The organism is Comamonas sp. 26 (assembly GCF_002754475.1).
GTDB lineage: Bacteria > Pseudomonadota > Gammaproteobacteria > Burkholderiales > Burkholderiaceae_C > Comamonas.
Genome location: NZ_PEFL01000001.1, coordinates 3,059,958 through 3,078,224 on the forward strand (window position 1 = coordinate 3,059,958; position 18,267 = coordinate 3,078,224).

Below are 18,267 nucleotides of genomic sequence, written 5' to 3' on the forward strand. Positions count from 1 at the left end.
AAAAGCCCGCTGGGCGAACCATGCGGGCGGGTGTTGAAGATCTCTACGGCCAGGTGGCCGGCTACTCAAAGCGGTGGCGGTGCGTTGTTGTCGTCGTCAAAGATGCGCGCGTCGTAGTTCACGCACTGCACGCTGGCTCCATCGGTGCCGCTGGGGCTGACCTTCTTGACGATGGCCGGAAAGCTCCAGCGAGTGACCGGCCCGAAATACACATGGGGCGGCTCCGGCAGCTTGATCTGCGGCCACTCCCCGACCGGGATCGGGGCCATCACTTCATACGCGCTTACCCCTTTAGCTGCCGACCATGGACCGGCCAACGTGCCATCCGCCTTGCGAAACGCCACGACATACGGATCTACTCCATCCCAGCGCAGCGGCTCCGTCACTTCCAGCCGGGCTTGACCGCCGGCATTGCTGATGCCAGTGAGCAGGGCCGACTGGCCGAAACCGGGGATGTCGTCGACCAGGCTGACAAAGTCGCCGTAGCTGTTGCTCAGCGCATCCAGCTCCGTGGTGAAGCTGTATGTCCAGCGTTCATACCGCAGCTGCCTGGCGCGGCGCATGCCGATGCGCCAGGCGCGCGTGCGGTCTGTCACCCCCAGTACCTTGAGCTTTTCCAGCTTGATGCCCAGCGAGCCAGGCAGCACACAGGCCACCGTCTTGGTATTCCAGTTGTCACTGGCATCGCTGTACTCCACTTCCACGCCATCGTTGTCATCGGGCCGGATACCACTGAATGAGCGCGCGATGCCCTCCGTGGTGTTCTGCGCGCTGTAGGCATGCCCGTCCTCGACCGTGCGTACACCAGCGCGCACAGGGCGCAGCAGGCCGTCATCAATCGTCAGCTCGGCCATGCCGGCAGCCAACACTGCCTGCAATGCTGCAAGCACCGTGGTTTCGTCAAACACATGGTCTGCCGTTTCACCGCGAGCCGTCCAGATTCCATGCAGGCGCTGCAGCTCTGCCATGTCGATGCTGTCCAGCCCATAACCCACAGTGCTGCAGATGTGCCGAAGAGCAGCCGAGATATCGCGGGTAGGCTGGGGAGCGGTCCAGGAGCCATCGCCCTGCAGCACGGGCAGCATGCGCGTGGCCACCAGGTTGAGCTGATTCTCTGACCTGGCCGCGATTTGCCCCAGGCCCCGCACCCGCACGCTCAGCGTGGTCCAGTCCGGGTAGCTGGTGCGCGCGGGCAGCCGGGTACGCATGGCATACCACTGCACCTCATCGTGTACCTGCGTGCTGGTGCTCTTGGCACCCCGGCGCCGCACCCGTACCTGCGGCCGCATGGCATAGGGCAAGGCGATGCGCTCGGTGAAGCCGATCTGGTCCATGGTGGCATCGCTGTACCACTTGACCACGCTCTGCCAGGTGCCGGCGGCGGCATAGTCCCGGTATTGGATCTCCACCCCCACGGATCTGCCCTGCACCTCCCCCTTGTCGGAGACATAGCAAAGGCCCTGGCTGAAAAAGATGTCCACCTCCAGCGTGCTGGAGACCTCAGCGGCCGGGCATCCCACAAAGGGGCCGGCCTGCTCACCGTAGACAGTTTCCGCCTGAACGGCAAACGTGGCCTTTGCCGCCGGCACTGTGCGCGGCGCAAAGCCCGCCCAGCTGCCGCCCTCGCTGGGTGCAAGCGTCAGCACCTGTCCCGCCACTGACGCAGCCGTGTAGGTGCGCCCAGCTCGGCACACGGCCAGCGATATGACCCCATCGGGCAGGCCGCTGATGAGCTTATAGGTGAAGCCCCCATCGCCATCGCTGACCGGCTCCCCCAGGGTGATCATGTTGCCGGCCACAGATTCCACCCGCAGCGAGCCGGTCAGCGCACCGGATGCCGTGAGCAGCATCCACAGCGATGGCGCAATCTCGCGCCAGTCGGCGGTGAAGGTGTTGTAGGAGCCGCCCTCTTCGCCCGTCAAAAGCACCTTGGCGACCGTCACGTCCTGCTCAAACATCAGCGACATGGCAGTGCCAGAGCCCCAGGCATTGGGCCAATCCACATCAGCAGTGATCTGCGCGCCATTGAGCGCATAGCTGCTGGCCGTGGGGTTGACGTTGCCAGAGTCAATGGCGCTCAGCTCAAGCCCCGCAGTGCCGGCGCTGGTGCCACCCACCTCCGGGCAGCTGTACCAGTTTTCATGCTGGGTGATGCCGCCGATATCGGCGCCAGGGCCATGCACTGTGAACTCAGCGCCCTCCAGTGTGCTCAGCGGCGTGTTGCCGATCTTGACCGTGGCCGGTTCGATCAGGTACTGGCCGGGACCGACACAGAGCAGCATCTCCAGCCACTGCTCGCGCGGCGTGCTGAAGTAGCGGCGCGGCGGGGTCAGATAGTCCGGGTAGCGGATGAACTGGCCCAGCAGCTCAGGCACCACGCCGTTGAGCTTTGCCGTGTTCGCCTTGCCCTCGGCCGAACTCAGCTGCTTGCCCTGCGGCGTGTCGTAGCGCTGATTGCTGGTCGATGGGAGCAGCCAGCCGAAGAAGAAGTTGAAGATGCTGCCCACCAGCTTGAAGACGCCGCCATGAGGGATGGGGCGGATATCAACCTGGTCTTCATTGCTGATCACCGTCTCAGCCCAGGCCTCCACCGGCAGCAACACGCCATTCAGATGCAGCGTGATGGGCTGGATCTCGCGCGCCGCATAGTCAATGCCCACCGCCGCAAACCAGCCCGCAATCGTGCCCGCCCACGGGTGCGACTCCACAGGCTGGCTCGGCATCTGACCGGGGTAAATCTTGATCGTCATAAAACAAAACCCGCGTGTAGCGGGCCTGAAATCGGTTGAGAGCAGTCAGACATGGCCCATCGGGCTCATCGGTTTCGAGTATTCGCAGCTGGCCGTCCACCTGAACCAACAGCCCCACATGCACGCACAGGCTGGCCCTCCAGGCCGTGGCAACCGCGCCCACCCGAGGGGCGCACGGCGCGAAGCCATGCAGGGCGATGACCCGGTCGACCGCCCGTGTTATGCCGCGCAGCTCACCCGGTCGGGCCTCCTGCAGGGTCGGCAGCAACGCCCGGCCGAACAGCGACGAGCGCGCATCGCGCACCAGGCCCCAGCAGTCGTAGTCCACGGGGCCGCGCCCGCCGCGCACGTAGCGCGTCCGCAGGAACTGCCTCATTGGTACTTGGCGCCAGGTGCCTTGTCCGCCGTATAGCGATCACGCGGCCAGGCCAGATTAAGCAGGTCGAAGTAACTGCCCTCGACCTGCAGGACGTTGCTATTCATATCGCCCCCCTGGATCAGCATGCGCTTCGGTGCGGTTGCCGGCGCCGAGGTATCGGTCGACACATACTCGCGGTAGACAACATACGAAGGCTGGCCAGAGTCGAGCGCGTCACTGATCAGGCGATGCGCCCGACCATCGACCACCCCCAGGCCAAAGCGCAGGGACTGGTTCCCGATGGTGCTGCGCTCTGGCAGGGAGATCTCCAAGCCGCAGGCCTCGAAGAGTTGTGGCACACCGTCCACGCCCAGTGTGAGGTCTTCATAGCTGTGGGCAAGGCGTATGTGCTCGCCACTCGGCAGCTCGATGTCGAGCGTACAGATGCGCAAGGTCGTCACATCGTCGCCGGCGTATAACAGCTTCAAAACTGTGCTGGTTACCATGCTCAATGCACGCGTTCAAAGCGACTGAGATGCTCTCTCAGCATGCACTGCAGTTCAAGCATCAGTTTGTCGCAGGAATCTCGTAAGCCTGCGTTTCGATATACGCCCTTAATAACAGACGATACAGCTTCTGTCTCGCCCGCTTGCTTGTCACGAAAATAAAAGAGCTCTGCAGAATATGCATCGCGCAAAGCGTAACGCGTCTCGCGCAATTTATTCGTGATCCCTTCAGGAAGATAAATCGCATTTCGACGCATGGCATTCATGAATTCAAACGCAAGCTCGTCTGTGTTTTTTACTGAATCTTTGGCGGCATCGATACCTTGCTCATGCATCACCCTTACAGAATGTTGTACAGCCTCTGTGTAGGCACACACAGATTCATAAGCTTCCTCAATTGCATGCGCCAACTTTTCGTCAAAGCGCGTAAATCGAATCTGATGCTCATGGGCGCGCATGCGGTTTTCCGTTTCAAGTTTTGCGAGCCGAGCGCTGAATAAATGCTCCACCCATTTTTTCAGTAGAAACACGGCCAATCCACTGGACACCAAGGAGGTGAAGGCCATCGTCAAAAAGGTATCGAATGTCATGTTTGATCCTGTGAAATTCAAAGCGCTATTGGCGATACTGCCTCAAGCCTTCGGCCATTCTTGATTCACGGCCCGGTCAATGATGCTGGAGCCGATCACCAGCTCCGGCAGCAGGCCCCAGCCAGGCGGCAGAAGCGGCCGCGCCCACACCTCAATCGGAGCGGAGATCTGCCAGCGGTCGATCCCCACCAGATCCGGGCCTTCATACATGTCCATGAATCGGCAAAGCAGCTTTCCCGAACCCATGGGCGTCCTGAGCGGCATGTTGAACCACTGCGCACCGTCGACCAGCTTCTCGGCAAACCATGCCTCAAAAGCCTGCGCCTGCGCCTGCGTCATCAGCCATGCACACGTGTGCACACTGGGCACACTGGTGAATTTGCGGCGCTGACGCGCCCGGCCCGATGCCATGCTGGTGCGCAACAAGGGGCTGGCGTGCCGGGTCGTATGCCCTGCGCGAAATGCTGGATCTGCACGAGTTCCAGTTGCAGCAGCTCACGGCCGGTGAAGTCCACAAAGCGGCGCGCCGCCTGATCGCCCGCACGCAAAGCGAAGGCGGCGAGGTCTACCAGGCCGACGACAGCATGGCCACACTGACACCCCACAAACAAGAACAAAGAAAGCGAGCCTGAGAATGGATACGCCGGCACAAATCATTGACAGCGAGATCTACACCGCTGCGCAACTGGCAGAGCTGCTGAGCTGCGACAAGGAAACGGCCGAGGCCCGCATCCGCAGCGGCGATCTGCCCGGTATCAAATTCGGCAAGGGCTGGGTCATCCCCCGCCAAGCGTTGTTGCAATGCCTCAACGACATGGCCCAGGCCGAAGCCGCCAAGCGCCGTGCAGAGCTGCAGCGCACACGCGCAGATGCGCTGGACAAGGGCCAAGACCCTGCCGCGCCATCACCTCTGCTGCCCAGCAGCGAGCCCCGCCGCACACGTGGGCAGAGGCGCACACCACCAGACCTCAGCGGCCTGCTGTCCAGCACGGGGCTGGCGTGCTAACCGTACATGCGCGCGGCCAAGTCTTCAGCTCTGAAGCTGGCGTAGCGCTGCGGCATTTTGCTGCCAGGTGCCCAGCCCATAATTTTCGGAATCTCAATCTCGCGGAACATCCAGTCACCCGTCTTCGGGTGACGCATCTCATACCAGCGGCAGGTTGCCTCATGTCGCAAGTCGTGCTCAGTCAAAGCCTCGCAACCTGCATACGCAAACACAGTCTTGAAGCGGTTTGACAACCTGTTTGACACCCGCACCATCTCTTCTTCTTCCCCTCCCCAGAACGGGAAAATCAGCTGATCAGCCCCATGATCTGGCAAGGTGGCCAAGTAGTCACGCAGCACAGGCAGCAACTCCGGCCGCACTGGAACTTCCCGCCACTTCACGGCACCATGCCACTGCTTGCTGGTACGCACACGCAGCTTCACGGCATCGAGCATGACTTGCCCACGGGTCAATGTGTAGGCTTCACGCAGCCGCAGCCCAGTCCAGACGATCACACTGAACAGCGCTGACATCGCCCGCATATCCGGCGCGCTCAATGCACGCTCACGGTCTGGACGCTTCTCACCGGCCATGGCCCGCAACAGCTTGTCTTCCTCGCCCGCAAACAATCGCCGCTCTCTGCTGATGTCCATACGGATGGCCAGCTCAGTAGCACCAGGCTTGGCATTTGCGTTAGCTTCCTCAATCTCTTGACGGTCCTTGCCGTTGTATGAAGCCAGGCCACGGGGCAGCAGCTTCAACGGGTTGCCCATATTCACGTCTGCAGCATGCCTTAGCCACCAGTCAAAGCAACGGGACAGTGATCCGATGCGCTTGCGGATGGTGCTGGGCGCATAGTTTTTGTCTGCATCAAGCTTCATCGACTTGACCCAGGCTTCGGCCCATTTGTAATTGACGTCAGCGATCAGAACTTTGCCCAGCTCAATCTGCAGCAACCGCAGGATCTCCAGGTCACTTTTCGCGGGCTGACCGGTATCCATCCAAGCCCCGATGATGTAGCGCAAGCGCTCAGTCACCTTGGGTTGCACTTCGGTGTTGATCAAATTGGGCGGCACCACGCCACCCGCCAGCAGCATGTCACACTGTTTGCCATAGGTTTCGGCCGCTTCCCGCGTGTCAAACGACAGATACACCGGTTTGGGCAGCAGCTTGTTTCGGATCGTCAGCTCGAAGCGACCCGTGCGCGTCTCTCTCACACTTGCCATATACACCCCCAACAGCTGTATAAAAACTCAGTGGCGCAGTGTACTCGTCTCACCGCCAAGTAATGCAGATGAGGCGTGGTTTGACCGCACTTTTCGCGCGGTCAGCATCGTTTTTGCGGGGGTTTTGCGCGTGCAAAAACAAAAAGGCCTCCCGTGTGGGAGGCCTAACTTGTTGATTTCCTTGGAGAAATCTGGAGGCGCGAACCAGAGTCGAACTGGTCTAACCGGATTTGCAATCCGGGGCATAACCGCTTTGCTATCGCGCCGTCATCACAAAAAACCTGGAGCGGGAAAACGGGTTCGAACCGTCGACCTATACCTTGGCAAGGTATCGCTCTACCAACTGAGCTATTCCCGCATTCAAAAGGCTTTCACCTTTTGATGCGAATCTGCATTGCTACAGATTCTGAAAATCTGGAGCGGGAAAACGGGTTCGAACCGTCGACCTATACCTTGGCAAGGTATCGCTCTACCAACTGAGCTATTCCCGCTTTCAAAAGGCTTTCACCTTCTGATGCGAATCTGTATTGCTACAGATTCTAAAAATCTGGAGCGGGAAAACGGGTTCGAACCGTCGACCTATACCTTGGCAAGGTATCGCTCTACCAACTGAGCTATTCCCGCATTCAAAAGGCTTTCACCTTCCGATGCGAATCTGCATTGCTACAGACTCTAAAAATCTGGAGCGGGAAAACGGGTTCGAACCGTCGACCTATACCTTGGCAAGGTATCGCTCTACCAACTGAGCTATTCCCGCATATCTACCGAAGCCCAACATTCTACAACGTTGTTTGCTGCGATGGATGAATTGTAGCGCAGTTCTGAGGGGTCCCAGAAAAAACGCCACATTTTTCATAAAAACAAGCTTAGTGCTTGATTGCAGCCTCGGTGGGCTTGGCATCTGCAGCGCTGACAGCAGGCACTGTTTCCTCGGGCAGAGGATCAGGCACGCGCTCCAAAGCGACCTTGAGCACCTGGTCAATCCACTTCACAGGAATGATCTCCAGACCGCTCTTCACGTTATCCGGAATGTCCTGCAAGTCCTTGGCGTTCTCTTCAGGGATCAGCACAGTCTTGATGCCTCCACGCAGAGCGGCCAGCAGCTTCTCCTTAAGTCCACCAATCGCCGTGACTTCACCACGCAGGGTGATTTCACCGGTCATAGCCACATCAGCACGCACAGGAATACCTGTGAGCGCCGAGACAAAAGCCGTTGTCATGGCCGCGCCAGCGCTGGGACCATCCTTGGGTGTCGCGCCATCGGGCACGTGCACATGAATGTCTTTTTTCTCAAAGGCTTCATCCTTGATACCCAGCAGGCGTGCGCGGCTGCGCACCACAGTACGGGCAGCTTCCACGGATTCCTTCATCACATCGCCCAGCGAGCCAGTACGCGTGATGACACCCTTGCCAGGCATGATGGCCGCTTCAATGGTCAGCAAATCGCCGCCCACTTCCGTCCAGGCCAGCCCCACCACCTGACCCACCTGATTGGCATGCTCTGCACGGCCGTAGCTGAACTTGCGCACACCCAAGTAGTCATTCAGGTTGTCGGCATTCACCACGACCTGAGGCTTGAGCTTGCCCAGCTGCAATCCCTTGACCACCTTGCGGCAAATTTTGGACAGCTCGCGCTCCAGCGAACGCACGCCCGCCTCACGGGTGTAGTAGCGCACGATGTCACGAATAGCGGACTCGGTCACCTCCAGCTCGCTCTCCTTCACACCATTGTTGGTGATCTGCTTGGGCAGCAGGTAGCGCATGGCGATATTGGTTTTTTCGTCTTCGGTATAGCCCGACAGACGAATCACCTCCATACGGTCCAGCAGCGCCGAAGGAATGTTCATGGAGTTAGAAGTCGCCACAAACATCACGTCAGACAGATCGAAGTCGACTTCCACATAGTGGTCGCCAAACTTGTTGTTCTGCTCGGGGTCCAGCACTTCCAGCAAGGCGCTCGATGGATCGCCACGGAAGTCCATACCCAGCTTGTCGATTTCATCAAGCAGGAACAAAGGGTTGCGCGTGCCAACTTTTTCGAGGCTCTGCAACACCTTGCCCGGCATGGCACCGATATAGGTACGGCGATGTCCGCGAATCTCAGCTTCGTCACGCATGCCGCCCAGCGCCATACGGACGTACTTGCGCCCCGTGGCCTTGGCAATGGACTGCCCCAGCGAGGTCTTACCCACACCAGGAGGACCTACCAGACACAGGATCGGTGCCTTGACCTTGTCCACGCGCTGCTGCACTGCAAGATATTCAAGAATGCGGTCTTTGACCTTATCCAAGCCAAAGTGATCTTCATTGAGCACTTCTTCGGCATTGGCCAGGTCGTGCTTGATCTTGGTCTTCTTGGACCAAGGCAGACCCGTCAGCACTTCAATGTAGTTACGCACCACCGACGCCTCTGCCGACATGGGCGACATCAGCTTGAGCTTTTTGATCTCCGCTTCTGCCTTCTTGCGTGCCTCGGCAGGCATCTTGGCGAGCTTGATCTTCTTTTCGATCTCTTCGATGTCTGCGCCGTCTTCGCCTTCGCCCAACTCCTTCTGAATAGCCTTGACCTGCTCATTCAGATAGAAGTCACGCTGGTTTTTTTCCATTTGACGCTTGACGCGGCCACGGATGCGCTTGTCGACGTTGAGGATGTCTACTTCGCGTTCGAGCTGCTCGAACAGGTTTTCCAGACGCTCCTTGATGTCCACCAGATCCAGAACGGCTTGCTTGCTCTCCAGCTTCAATGGCAGGTGGGCCGCAATGGTGTCAGTCAGACGACCTGCATCGTCAATGCTGGCGATAGAGGTCAGAATTTCCTGAGGAATCTTCTTGTTGAGTTTGACGTACTGGTCAAACTGCTGGGTCACTGCACGGCGCAGCGCTTCGATTTCGCTTTGCGCATGTGCGCCTTCACCCAATGATTCAACAGGCGTGACAGAGGCTGTGAAATGCGTATCTTCGTCATTGATCTGCTTGACGAGAGCGCGCTGCTGACCTTCGACCAGCACCTTCACGGTGCCATCGGGCAGCTTGAGCATCTGCAAGATGGTGGACACACAGCCCACATCAAACATGTCTTCAGCAGCAGGCTCATCCTTGGACGCAGTCTTTTGCGCCACCAGCATGATGCGGCGGTCGCCTTCCATGGCCAGCTCCAGAGCCTTGATGCTCTTGGAGCGCCCCACGAACAGCGGGATCACCATATGCGGAAACACCACTACATCGCGCAAAGGCAGCAGTGGCAGATTCAGCTCGGTAGAAGGCAAAGATTTTTTTGCAGACATAGATATCCTCGGTTTCTCTGCGGAAGATGGTCCGCCTACCGGTGTATTTCAACCCCTGGCTACAAATTGTTTTTTGCTTCTCCAGGGGCATTGCCTTTCAGCCTGCGGCGGCAAAGCGGTGACTTTTCATCACACGCCTTGCATGCCAGCTACAGTATCAAGCCTTTTTGGCGGCTTCGCGGTAAACCAGCAACGGCTCTTTACCGTCCTCAATCGTGGCCTCTTCCACCACGACTTTTTCCACATTCTCTGCTGTTGGGAGCTCGAACATGGTGCTGATCAGCGACTGTTCCACGATGGAGCGTAGGCCACGAGCACCGGTCTTGCGAGCCAGTGCCTTACGGGCAATTGCCTTAAGCGCTGCAGGACGGATTTCCAACTCCACGCCCTCCATGGCCAGCAGCTTGCTGTACTGTTTGACCAGAGCGTTCTTGGGCTCGGTCAGAATCTGTACCAGCGCCTCTTCGCTCAGCTCGGACAGTGCAGTTACCACAGGCATACGGCCAACCAGCTCGGGGATGATGCCAAACTTGATCAGATCTTCAGGCTCAATCTCCTGGAAAATGTCAGAGATAGAACGCTGCTTCTTGCTCTTGACGGCAGCGCCAAAGCCAATGCCAGAAGCTTCGGTACGGTTCTCAATGACCTTTTCCAGCCCTGCAAACGCGCCGCTGCAGATGAACAGGATGTTGGTCGTATCGATCTGCAGGAAGTCCTGATTGGGGTGCTTGCGACCGCCCTGAGGAGGGATGCTGGCCATCGTGCCTTCAATCAGCTTGAGCAACGCCTGCTGCACGCCTTCACCCGAAACATCACGCGTGATGCTGGGGTTATCAGACTTGCGAGAAATCTTGTCGATTTCGTCGATGTAGACAATGCCGCGCTGGGCACGCTCAACGTCATACTCGCAGCTTTGCAGCAGCTTCTGGATGATGTTTTCGACGTCCTCACCCACATAACCGGCTTCGGTCAGCGTGGTGGCATCGGCCATTACAAACGGCACATTGAGCTGACGCGCCAGCGTCTGAGCCAGCAGCGTCTTGCCAGAACCCGTGGGGCCAATCAGCAAGATATTGCTCTTGGTCAGTTCCACGTCGTCCTTGCCAGCCTTGTCCTTGTGATTGAGGCGCTTGTAGTGGTTGTATACCGCCACAGCCAGCGTGCGCTTGGCCTGCTCCTGCCCAATCACATAGTTATCAAGATTGTTCTTGATATCTGCAGGCGTAGGCAGATCTCCACGACCTTCCTTGGGGTCGACAGCAGGCTGTTCGTCACGAATGATCTCATTGCACAAGTCGATGCACTCATCGCAGATGAACACGGACGGGCCGGCAATCAGCTTCTTGACCTCATGCTGGCTTTTGCCGCAGAAGGTGCAATACAAATTCTTTTCGGTGGAAGAGCCTTTTTTATCGGCCATGGGGGCTATGCCTCGTTACGAAAAAACGAAAATTAATGATAACCAAAGACAAGGCGGCGTATGCCATCAGGGGCAAACGCCGCCGAGCAAGCTCTGAAAGCCTTTGAACAGCAATCAGATTTTTGATTGAAGCTGCCTTGTAGCCCAGTCAGGGACTGGGCTTGGCGCTAGCAATTTCAAGAACGCTTGCTGATCACCTGATCAACCAGACCATATTCCTTAGCCTCTTCGGCAGAAAGGTAATAGTCGCGTTCTGTGTCGCGCTGGATGCGCTCCAGCGGCTGACCGGTCTGCTCAGCCAGAATCTTGTTCAGGCGTTCGCGCGTCTTGAGGATTTCGCGGGCATGAATTTCAATTTCAGTGGCCTGACCACGCGCACCACCCAGAGGCTGGTGAATCATGACCTGAGCATTGGGCAATGCATAACGCTTGCCCTTGGCTCCGGCGGACAACAGGAACGCGCCCATACTGGCAGCCATACCTGTGCACAGAGTGGACACATCAGGCTTGATGAAATTCATGGTGTCAAAAATCGCCATGCCTGCCGACACGCTGCCACCAGGGGAGTTGATGTAGAAAGAAATATCCTTATCAGGATTTTCGCTTTCCAGAAACAGCAACTGAGCAACCACCAGATTGGCGGTTTGGTCATTGACCTCACCGACCAGGAAAATCACGCGCTCTTTGAGCAGACGCGAATAGATGTCGTAAGAGCGCTCACCGCGACCCGACTGTTCAACGACCATGGGAACCATGCCCAAACCCAGTGTATCCAATGCGCTCATGTTTTCTCCAGTGCTATGCGCCTACTGTAGCCGCATTCTGAAATGAAAATGGGGCCTGCGCGCAAAAGCACAAGCCCCGCTTTTCAACTTATCAGTACCTGCCTAGGGCAAGTACCGACAATAGATCAACAGCGATTAAGCCTGACCCATCAGTTCGTCGAAGGACACAGCCTTGTCCGTCACCTTGGCCTTGGCCAGCACGAACTCGGTCACGTTGTTTTCGATCACAACAGCTTCCACTTCGGCCAGACGGTTACGGTCGCCGAAGTACCAGCGAACCACGTCTTCAGGCTTTTCGTAGCTGGAAGCCAGCTCTTCCACGTGAGCCTTGATTTGCTCAGTCGTAGCGTGCAGTTCATTGGTCTTGACCAGCTCGGCCACCACCAGACCCAGACGCACGCGACGCTCTGCCTGGGGCAGGAAGATGTCTTCAGGGATTTCAGCCTTGGCTGCGTCCTTGATACCGCGTTGTTCCAGTTCAGCGCGAGCGCCTTCCAGCAGACGACCCACTTCAGCTTGCACGGAAGCCTTAGGCAGGTCCAACTCAGCCACGGACACCAGAGCGTCCATTACGGCTTGCTTGTTGCGGCCTTGAACGCGGAACTTCACTTCGCGCTCCAGGTTCTTCTTGATGTCTTCGCGCAGGGCTTCAACTGAACCGCCGTCCACGCCCAGAGTCTTCACAAACTCGGCATTCACTTCGGGCAGGATAGCGGCTTCCACCTTCTTCACTGTCACCAGGAAGTCGGCAGTCTTGCCGGCCACGTCTTCACCATGGTAGTCAGCAGGGAAAGCCAGGGGGAAAGTCTTGGACTCGCCAGCCTTCATGCCGCGGGTTGCGTCTTCGAATTCCTTGAGCATCTGGCCTTCGCCAACCAGGAACTGGAAGTCTTCAGCCTTACCGCCGGAGAAAGTTTCGCCGTCGATCTTGCCTTCGAAGTCCACAGTCACGCGGTCGCCATCTACAGCAGCTTCAGTGGCTGCGCGCTCGACGAAAGTGCGACGCTGCTTGCGCAGGATGTCTACAGTCTTGTCGATAGCAGCGTCGTCCACATTGGTGGACAGCTTTTCCACTTCAGCAGCAGTCAGATCACCGATCTTGACTTCAGGCATCACTTCGAACACTGCTTCGAACAGGGCTTCGCCTTCAGCAGCGCCTTCCTTTTCAGTAATCTTGGGCTGACCAGCAACGCGCAAGTCGGCTTCAGTCACAGCAGCAGCGAAAGCCTCGCCCACCTTATCGTTCAGCACTTCGTACTGAACAGCGTAACCATGGCGCTGAGCCACAACGCTCATAGGCACCTTACCAGGACGGAAACCGTCCATCTTCACAGTGCGCGCAACGTTCTTCAGACGTGCATCCACTTCGGACTGGATAGCAGACAGGGGCACGCTCAGCGTGATCTTGCGCTCGAGCTTTTCAAGAGTTTCAACGTTAACGGCCATGATTTTTCCTAAGAGGGATGAGGACCGTGCAGATTGCTGTGCAACCTGCACCGTATTGCGCAAAGTCACAGTGCGCGCACATCTAGCGTCATGCGGCACCACAAATTTTCGAAGCCTGCTCCGGTAATGAGCCCCGCGTCTGGCACCGGGCATTTATTCAAATCAGAAACAGGCGAAGCCGACCATTATAACGAGCCGCTGCGCTGGCTCCGTCATCGGACATAAGGGGTTTGCCTGAAAAGCTGACACCGGCTTTGCAAAAAAGCCCTGTGCAGCAAAGAAAAAGCCCGCACCTTGTTTGAGGTTGCGGGCTCTTGGCAGCATGAGCTGCCAGTATCTGGTGCGCGGAGCCGGACTCGAACCGGCACGGTGTTGCCACCGTCAGGACCTAAACCTGGTGCGTCTACCAATTTCGCCACCCGCGCGGTCAGTAATGCGCAAATTTACGCTTACTGAGGTCAAGACGCAGATTCTAGCCGCAAATTGGCAGCTTTCAGCACAAAGAGGTCAGGCCGTTTCCTTCTTGATACGAAACACTGCCGCATACATGGCGGGCAGCGCCAGCAATGTGAGCACGGTCGCCACAATCAAGCCGCCCATGATGGCTACCGCCATAGGGCCCCAGAACACGCTGCGTGACAGCGGAATCATGGCCAGCACAGCAGCAGCGGCAGTCAACACGATGGGGCGCAGACGGTGAACCGCCGCTTCCACAATCGCATCCCACGCGGGCACGCCTTGCGCACGGCCGGTCTCAATCTGGTCGATCAAGATGACGGAGTTGCGCTGAATCATGCCCATCAAGGCCACCACCCCCAGCAGCGCCACAAAGCCAAACGGGCGGTTCAGCAGCAGCAATGCCGCAGCCACTCCCGGCACACCCAGCGGGCCGGTGATAAACACCAGCAGCGAGCGGCTGACGCTGCGCAGCTGCAGCATGAGCAGCGTAAACGTCAGGAACAGCAGCACCGGAATGCCCGCCACGATGGCACCGGAGCCTTTGGAGCTCTCCTCCACCGCGCCGGCGACTTCGATGCGATAGCCAACATCACCGCCGGCATGCCAAGTCGCCTCCATCTTGCGCAGCTGCGGCAGCAATTCATTGGTGAGCGTCGCACCTTGCAGGCCTTCACGCACATCGCCCTGAACAGTGATAGCAAAGTTGCGCTTCTCGCGCCACATCACGCCGGGCTCCCAAACCATGGCAGGCTTGGCGATTTGCGTGAGCGGAATCGACTTGCCGCCGCTGGTGGTCACATAAACGCCAGCAATATCCGTGATGGCGTCACGATCCTGTTTGGGTGTGCGCATCACGATGTCGATGAGCTTATCGCCCTCGCGGAACTGTCCCACGGTGGTGCCGCTGAAGTTCATGCCGGTGGCTTCGGCAATCGACTGGCTGGTCACCCCCAGGGCACGCGCCTTGTCCTGATCGACCTGCAGACGAATAACCTTGACGGATTCGTTCCAGTTGTCATTCACGCCGCGCATATCGGCGTTGTCCTGCATCAGCTTCTTGACGTTATCGGCATAAGTGCGCAGCTTGGCGGGGTCAGCCCCCATCACGCGGAACTGCACCGGATATTGCACAGGCGGCCCATTGGGCAACAACTTGGAGCGGGCCCGTACCTCGGGGAATTCCTCGGCCATCAGTGCCGGCAGCTTTTTGCGAATTTCTTCGCGCGCCTTCAAGTCCTTCGCCACCAGAATGAACTGAGAGACGTTGTTCTGCGGGAACACCTGATCCAGCGGCAAATAAAAGCGCGGCGCACCGGAGCCAATCCATTCGCTGACAGAGTCCACCCCTTCCAGCTCCAGAAAGCGCTTTTCCACGCGCAACGTGACTTCCTTGTTGGCACTGAGTGCCGTACCTTCGGGGAACCAGATATCGACCAGCACCTCAGGGCGACTGGAATCTGGGAAGAACTGCTGCTGCACCTTGCCCATGCCCACCAGCCCCAGCGCAAACACCAGCACCGTGGCCCCAATCGTCAGCCAGCGGTGCTGCACACACCAGTTCACCATGCGACGAAAGCGGTTGTAGAACGGCGTGTTGAATAGCTCGTGCTCACCGGCATTGGTGTTGATGCCAGCTTCTTCGGCAGACACCTCGCCAGATGCCACCTCAGGCGGCAGCTTGGCCGCATGTGGCGGCTTCTTGAGCAGCAGCAAACCCAGATAGGGTACGAAGTAGACCGATGCAAACCAGCTGAGCACCAGCGCGATCACCGTCACCGCGAAGATGGCAAAGGTGTATTCGCCCGTCATGGACTTGGCCATGCCAATGGGCAAAAAGCCCGCTGCCGTAATCAGCGTACCGGTCAGCATGGGCTTGGCCGTGATTTCATAGGCAAAAGTAGCGGCGCGGTACTTGTCGTAGCCCTCTTCCATCTTGCGCACCATCATCTCCACGGAAATGATGGCATCGTCCACCAGCAGGCCCAGCGCAATGATGAGCGAGCCCAGCGACACCTTGTGCAGCCCGATATCCCAGTACCACATGGCCAGAAAAGTGGCCGCCAGCACCAACGGAATGGTGATGCCCACCACCAGACCGGGGCGAGGGTCGATATACCAGCGCCTCCATAGCGGATTCTGGCCCTGACGTTTGTGCAGGCCAAGGCTCAGAAAACTCACGGCCAGCACCACGACAACGGCCTCGACCAGCACCTGCAGGAACTCGCTGACCGAATCCGCCACCGCCTTGGGCTGGTTCTGCATATTGTTCAGCGTAACGCCCACAGGCAAACTCTTGGCGATGCGATCTGTCGTCAGCGTCAGCGCTTTGCCCAGGGCAATGATGTCCCCGCCCTTGACCATGGAGACACCCAGCGCCACCGTAGGCTCGCCCTGAAAGCGCACCATCACATTGGCGGGATCGGCGTAGCCACGGCGCACCTCGGCAATATCGCCCAGCCTGAACTGGGCACCGCCCGGGCCGGCAATCGGCATTTCGCGAAGCTGATTCAGATCGTTGAACTGACCTTGCACGCGCAGCACGATGGTTTCAGCAGGCGTTTGCAGCATGCCAGCCGATGCCACGGCGTTTTGCTGGTTGAGCTGATCGAGCACCTGCTTCAGGTTCAGCCCCATTTGCGTGGCGCGATGTGACAGCTCAACGTAGACCTTCTCGTCCTGCACGCCAAACTGCTCCACCTTGGCCACGTCGGGCACCTGCAGCAGTTGCAGGCGCACATCGTCGGCCAGCGTCTTCAGTTCGGCGTAGCTGAAGCCCTTAGCCTGCAGCGCGTAGATCACGCCATAGACATCGCCAAAATCGTCGTTAAAAAACGGCCCCTGTACGCCCTGCGGCAAGGTGTAGCGCATATCGCCCACTTTTTTGCGCACCGTGTACCAGAGCTGCGGCACCTCTTTGGGCGGCGAGTAGTCCTTGACCTGGAAGATGACCTGCGACTCGCCGGGCTTGGAGTAGCTGCTGATCTTGTCGGCATAGGGCACCTCTTGCAGAGTGCGCTCTATCTTGTCCGTCACCTGCTGCGCCACCTGCTCCGCCGTGGCGCCAGGCCAGTAGGTACGAATGACCATGGCGCGGAAGGTAAACGGCGGATCTTCATCCTGCCCCAGCAGGAAAAAGGCCGCAAAGCCCAGCACCATCAGCACAACGATGAAGTAGCGCGTCAGCGCCACATGATCGAGTGCCCAGCGGGAAAGATTGAAGTGCGAACCGCCTGTCTTATGCTTGTCTCCGCCGCTCATTTGCCAGCCCCCACGGCTGCTGCTGGCTGTGCCTTCGCTTCTGTTTCAGGAGCTGCTTGCGCTTCACCTGCCTGCGCTTGAGGCTGATTTGGCTGTAAATTTTGAGCCGGCTTGGCATATTTATCGCGGTACACAGTGACCTTTTGCCCCGGTGTCAGCACATGCACACCCGTGGCCACCACCTGCATACCCGGCTGCAGACCAGAGGCAATCACCGCCTCGTTGCCATCCGCTGCACCGACTTGCACCGGCTGCAGCTTGACGGAGCCACTGGCCGCGTCATACAGCCACACCGCCGTGCCCTGGCCCTTGTCACCTTCCTGGCGCAAAGCCGTGGTCGGCAGCTTGATGACCTGCGCGCCCACCGCCTGCTTGCCCGCACCCATGCCTTCGGGGATGACCTGCACCGTTGAGCCCAGCGCGGGCAAATCGGCACCCTGCAAGGCTGCCTTGACCAGATAGGTGCGCGTTGCCGCATCAGCACTGGCAGCCACCTCGCGCACCTGTGCATCAATCAGGCGAGATTCATCAGACCAGGGGCGTACCTTGACGGCCTGCCCGGGCTTGATGGCGCTGCGGCGATCTTCTGGCACGTTAAACACCGCATCCCGCGCGCCATCGAGTGCAATGCGCACCACGGGTGAGCCTGCGCTTACGACCTGTCCGGGCTCGGCATCCACGCTGGTCACTACGCCATCGGCATCGGCCAGCAACTGGGTGTAATTTTCCTGATTGGACTGGCTGGACAGCTGTGCCTTGGCCTGGTCCAGCGATGCCTGAGCGGCCTTCAAATTGGCCTCATAGCGCTCCATCTCGGCGGCGCTGATGAAGTTCTGCGCCCGCAGCGTGCGAAAGCGCCTGGCATTGGCATCGGCCAAGTCACGCTGTGTGGTCGCAGATGACAGCTGGGCACGCGCGGCATCGGCGCTGAGCTGGTAGTCACGCGCATCGAGTCGCGCCAGCACCTGACCCGCCTTGACATGCTGGCCCAGCTCCACCTCGCGCTTGGTGATCTTGCCTGCGACGCGAAAGCCCAAACGAGACTCCACCTTGGCACGCACATCGCCCGAATATTCTTGAGCCGCTTCGATCGCGCCCTCGCCCACCGTCACCAGTTTGACCGCACGAACCGGCTCAGGCAGAGGCTCTTTCTTGGAGCATGCCGACAACATGGCCGCAGCCGCCACGATAGACAGGGCC

General features: G+C 58.6%; 13 protein-coding genes and 6 tRNA genes. 2 read left to right on the forward strand and 17 right to left on the reverse strand.

All coding sequences use genetic code 11. From position 1 onward, the window contains the following. Window positions 1–65 precede the first annotated feature (65 nt). The 4 genes from CLU84_RS14240 to CLU84_RS14260 form a co-directional block, all read right to left on the reverse strand. Window positions 66–2,750, reverse strand: a complete 2,685-nt coding sequence (locus CLU84_RS14240) for a host specificity factor TipJ family phage tail protein (RefSeq protein WP_099737725.1) — start codon at window positions 2,748–2,750, stop codon at window positions 66–68. A 372-nt stretch (window positions 2,751–3,122) separates the two neighbouring features. Beyond that, window positions 3,123–3,614 (reverse strand): DUF1833 family protein, encoded by a 492-nt coding sequence (locus CLU84_RS14250; protein WP_099737727.1) that lies wholly within the window; start codon window positions 3,612–3,614, stop codon window positions 3,123–3,125. Between the two features lie 2 nt (window positions 3,615–3,616). Next, window positions 3,617–4,204 carry a hypothetical protein gene (locus CLU84_RS14255; protein ID WP_099737728.1) on the reverse strand — a complete coding sequence of 196 codons (588 nt, stop codon included), beginning with the start codon at window positions 4,202–4,204 and terminating at the stop codon, window positions 3,617–3,619. 42 nt (window positions 4,205–4,246) lie between these two features. Beyond that, complete coding sequence (locus tag CLU84_RS14260; protein ID WP_199173739.1) at window positions 4,247–4,630, reverse strand: hypothetical protein; 384 nt, start codon at window positions 4,628–4,630, stop codon at window positions 4,247–4,249. Window positions 4,631–4,665: 35 nt separating this feature from the next. Between CLU84_RS14260 and CLU84_RS14265 the strand changes: the two genes are divergently transcribed. Both CLU84_RS14265 and CLU84_RS14270 read left to right on the forward strand, forming a co-directional pair. Then, a complete protein-coding gene (locus tag CLU84_RS14265; protein ID WP_199173740.1) occupies window positions 4,666–4,836 on the forward strand; it encodes a hypothetical protein in 171 nt (56 codons plus the stop codon). Between the two features lie 2 nt (window positions 4,837–4,838). Then, on the forward strand, window positions 4,839–5,210 hold the full coding sequence (locus tag CLU84_RS14270; RefSeq protein ID WP_099737729.1) for a helix-turn-helix domain-containing protein: 372 nt from the start codon (window positions 4,839–4,841) through the stop codon (window positions 5,208–5,210). Here the strand turns inward: CLU84_RS14270 and CLU84_RS14275 are convergent. The 13 genes from CLU84_RS14275 to CLU84_RS14335 all read right to left on the reverse strand — a co-directional run bounded on the left by CLU84_RS14275 (window position 5,207) and on the right by CLU84_RS14335 (window position 18,239). Next, window positions 5,207–6,415, reverse strand: coding sequence for a tyrosine-type recombinase/integrase (locus CLU84_RS14275; protein WP_099737730.1), 1,209 nt, complete (start codon window positions 6,413–6,415; stop codon window positions 5,207–5,209). The two genes, CLU84_RS14270 and CLU84_RS14275, sit on opposite strands and share 4 nt — an antisense overlap. A 192-nt stretch (window positions 6,416–6,607) precedes the next feature. Next, window positions 6,608–6,681: transfer RNA gene (locus tag CLU84_RS14280), tRNA-Cys, on the reverse strand. Window positions 6,682–6,697: 16 nt separating this feature from the next. Beyond that, window positions 6,698–6,773, reverse strand: a tRNA-Gly gene (locus CLU84_RS14285). 57 nt (window positions 6,774–6,830) lie between these two features. Then, window positions 6,831–6,906 (reverse strand) — tRNA-Gly (locus CLU84_RS14290). A 57-nt stretch (window positions 6,907–6,963) separates the two neighbouring features. Continuing rightward, window positions 6,964–7,039 (reverse strand) — tRNA-Gly (locus CLU84_RS14295). Window positions 7,040–7,096: 57 nt separating this feature from the next. Beyond that, window positions 7,097–7,172: transfer RNA gene (locus tag CLU84_RS14300), tRNA-Gly, on the reverse strand. Between the two features lie 109 nt (window positions 7,173–7,281). Beyond that, window positions 7,282–9,699 carry an endopeptidase La gene (lon, locus tag CLU84_RS14305; protein WP_099737731.1) on the reverse strand — a complete coding sequence of 806 codons (2,418 nt, stop codon included), beginning with the start codon at window positions 9,697–9,699 and terminating at the stop codon, window positions 7,282–7,284. Window positions 9,700–9,856: 157 nt separating this feature from the next. Next, entirely contained in the window at window positions 9,857–11,119 is a 1,263-nt protein-coding gene (clpX, locus tag CLU84_RS14310; RefSeq protein WP_099737732.1) for an ATP-dependent Clp protease ATP-binding subunit ClpX, read from the reverse strand. 176 nt (window positions 11,120–11,295) lie between these two features. Then, window positions 11,296–11,904: an ATP-dependent Clp endopeptidase proteolytic subunit ClpP gene (clpP, locus tag CLU84_RS14315; RefSeq protein WP_099737733.1), complete on the reverse strand. Its 609-nt coding sequence runs from the start codon at window positions 11,902–11,904 to the stop codon at window positions 11,296–11,298. Between the two features lie 135 nt (window positions 11,905–12,039). After that, on the reverse strand, window positions 12,040–13,350 hold the full coding sequence (gene tig / locus CLU84_RS14320) for a trigger factor (RefSeq protein WP_099737734.1): 1,311 nt from the start codon (window positions 13,348–13,350) through the stop codon (window positions 12,040–12,042). A 338-nt stretch (window positions 13,351–13,688) separates the two neighbouring features. Then, window positions 13,689–13,775: transfer RNA gene (locus CLU84_RS14325), tRNA-Leu, on the reverse strand. Window positions 13,776–13,857: 82 nt separating this feature from the next. Beyond that, complete coding sequence (locus CLU84_RS14330) at window positions 13,858–17,067, reverse strand: efflux RND transporter permease subunit (protein ID WP_099737735.1); 3,210 nt, start codon at window positions 17,065–17,067, stop codon at window positions 13,858–13,860. Continuing rightward, window positions 17,064–18,239 (reverse strand): efflux RND transporter periplasmic adaptor subunit, encoded by a 1,176-nt coding sequence (locus CLU84_RS14335; RefSeq protein ID WP_233210167.1) that lies wholly within the window; start codon window positions 18,237–18,239, stop codon window positions 17,064–17,066. Before CLU84_RS14335 ends, CLU84_RS14330 begins: the two co-directional genes overlap by 4 nt. Between the last annotated feature and the right edge of the window lie 28 nt (window positions 18,240–18,267).

Excerpts from the sequence above, each read along its gene's own strand:
- CLU84_RS14240 (WP_099737725.1), bottom strand. The coding sequence starts at position 2,750 with ATGACGATCAAGATTTACCCCGGTCAGATGCCGAGCCAGCCTGTGGAG.
- CLU84_RS14250 (WP_099737727.1), bottom strand. The coding sequence starts at position 3,614 with ATGGTAACCAGCACAGTTTTGAAGCTGTTATACGCCGGCGACGATGTG.
- CLU84_RS14255 (WP_099737728.1), bottom strand. The coding sequence starts at position 4,204 with ATGACATTCGATACCTTTTTGACGATGGCCTTCACCTCCTTGGTGTCC.
- CLU84_RS14265 (WP_199173740.1), top strand. The coding sequence starts at position 4,666 with ATGCTGGATCTGCACGAGTTCCAGTTGCAGCAGCTCACGGCCGGTGAA.
- CLU84_RS14270 (WP_099737729.1), top strand. The coding sequence starts at position 4,839 with ATGGATACGCCGGCACAAATCATTGACAGCGAGATCTACACCGCTGCG.
- CLU84_RS14275 (WP_099737730.1), bottom strand. The coding sequence starts at position 6,415 with ATGGCAAGTGTGAGAGAGACGCGCACGGGTCGCTTCGAGCTGACGATC.
- lon (WP_099737731.1), bottom strand. The coding sequence starts at position 9,699 with ATGTCTGCAAAAAAATCTTTGCCTTCTACCGAGCTGAATCTGCCACTG.
- clpX (WP_099737732.1), bottom strand. The coding sequence starts at position 11,119 with ATGGCCGATAAAAAAGGCTCTTCCACCGAAAAGAATTTGTATTGCACC.
- clpP (WP_099737733.1), bottom strand. The coding sequence starts at position 11,904 with ATGAGCGCATTGGATACACTGGGTTTGGGCATGGTTCCCATGGTCGTT.
- tig (WP_099737734.1), bottom strand. The coding sequence starts at position 13,350 with ATGGCCGTTAACGTTGAAACTCTTGAAAAGCTCGAGCGCAAGATCACG.
- CLU84_RS14330 (WP_099737735.1), bottom strand. The coding sequence starts at position 17,067 with ATGAGCGGCGGAGACAAGCATAAGACAGGCGGTTCGCACTTCAATCTT.
- CLU84_RS14335 (WP_233210167.1), bottom strand. The coding sequence starts at position 18,239 with ATGTTGTCGGCATGCTCCAAGAAAGAGCCTCTGCCTGAGCCGGTTCGT.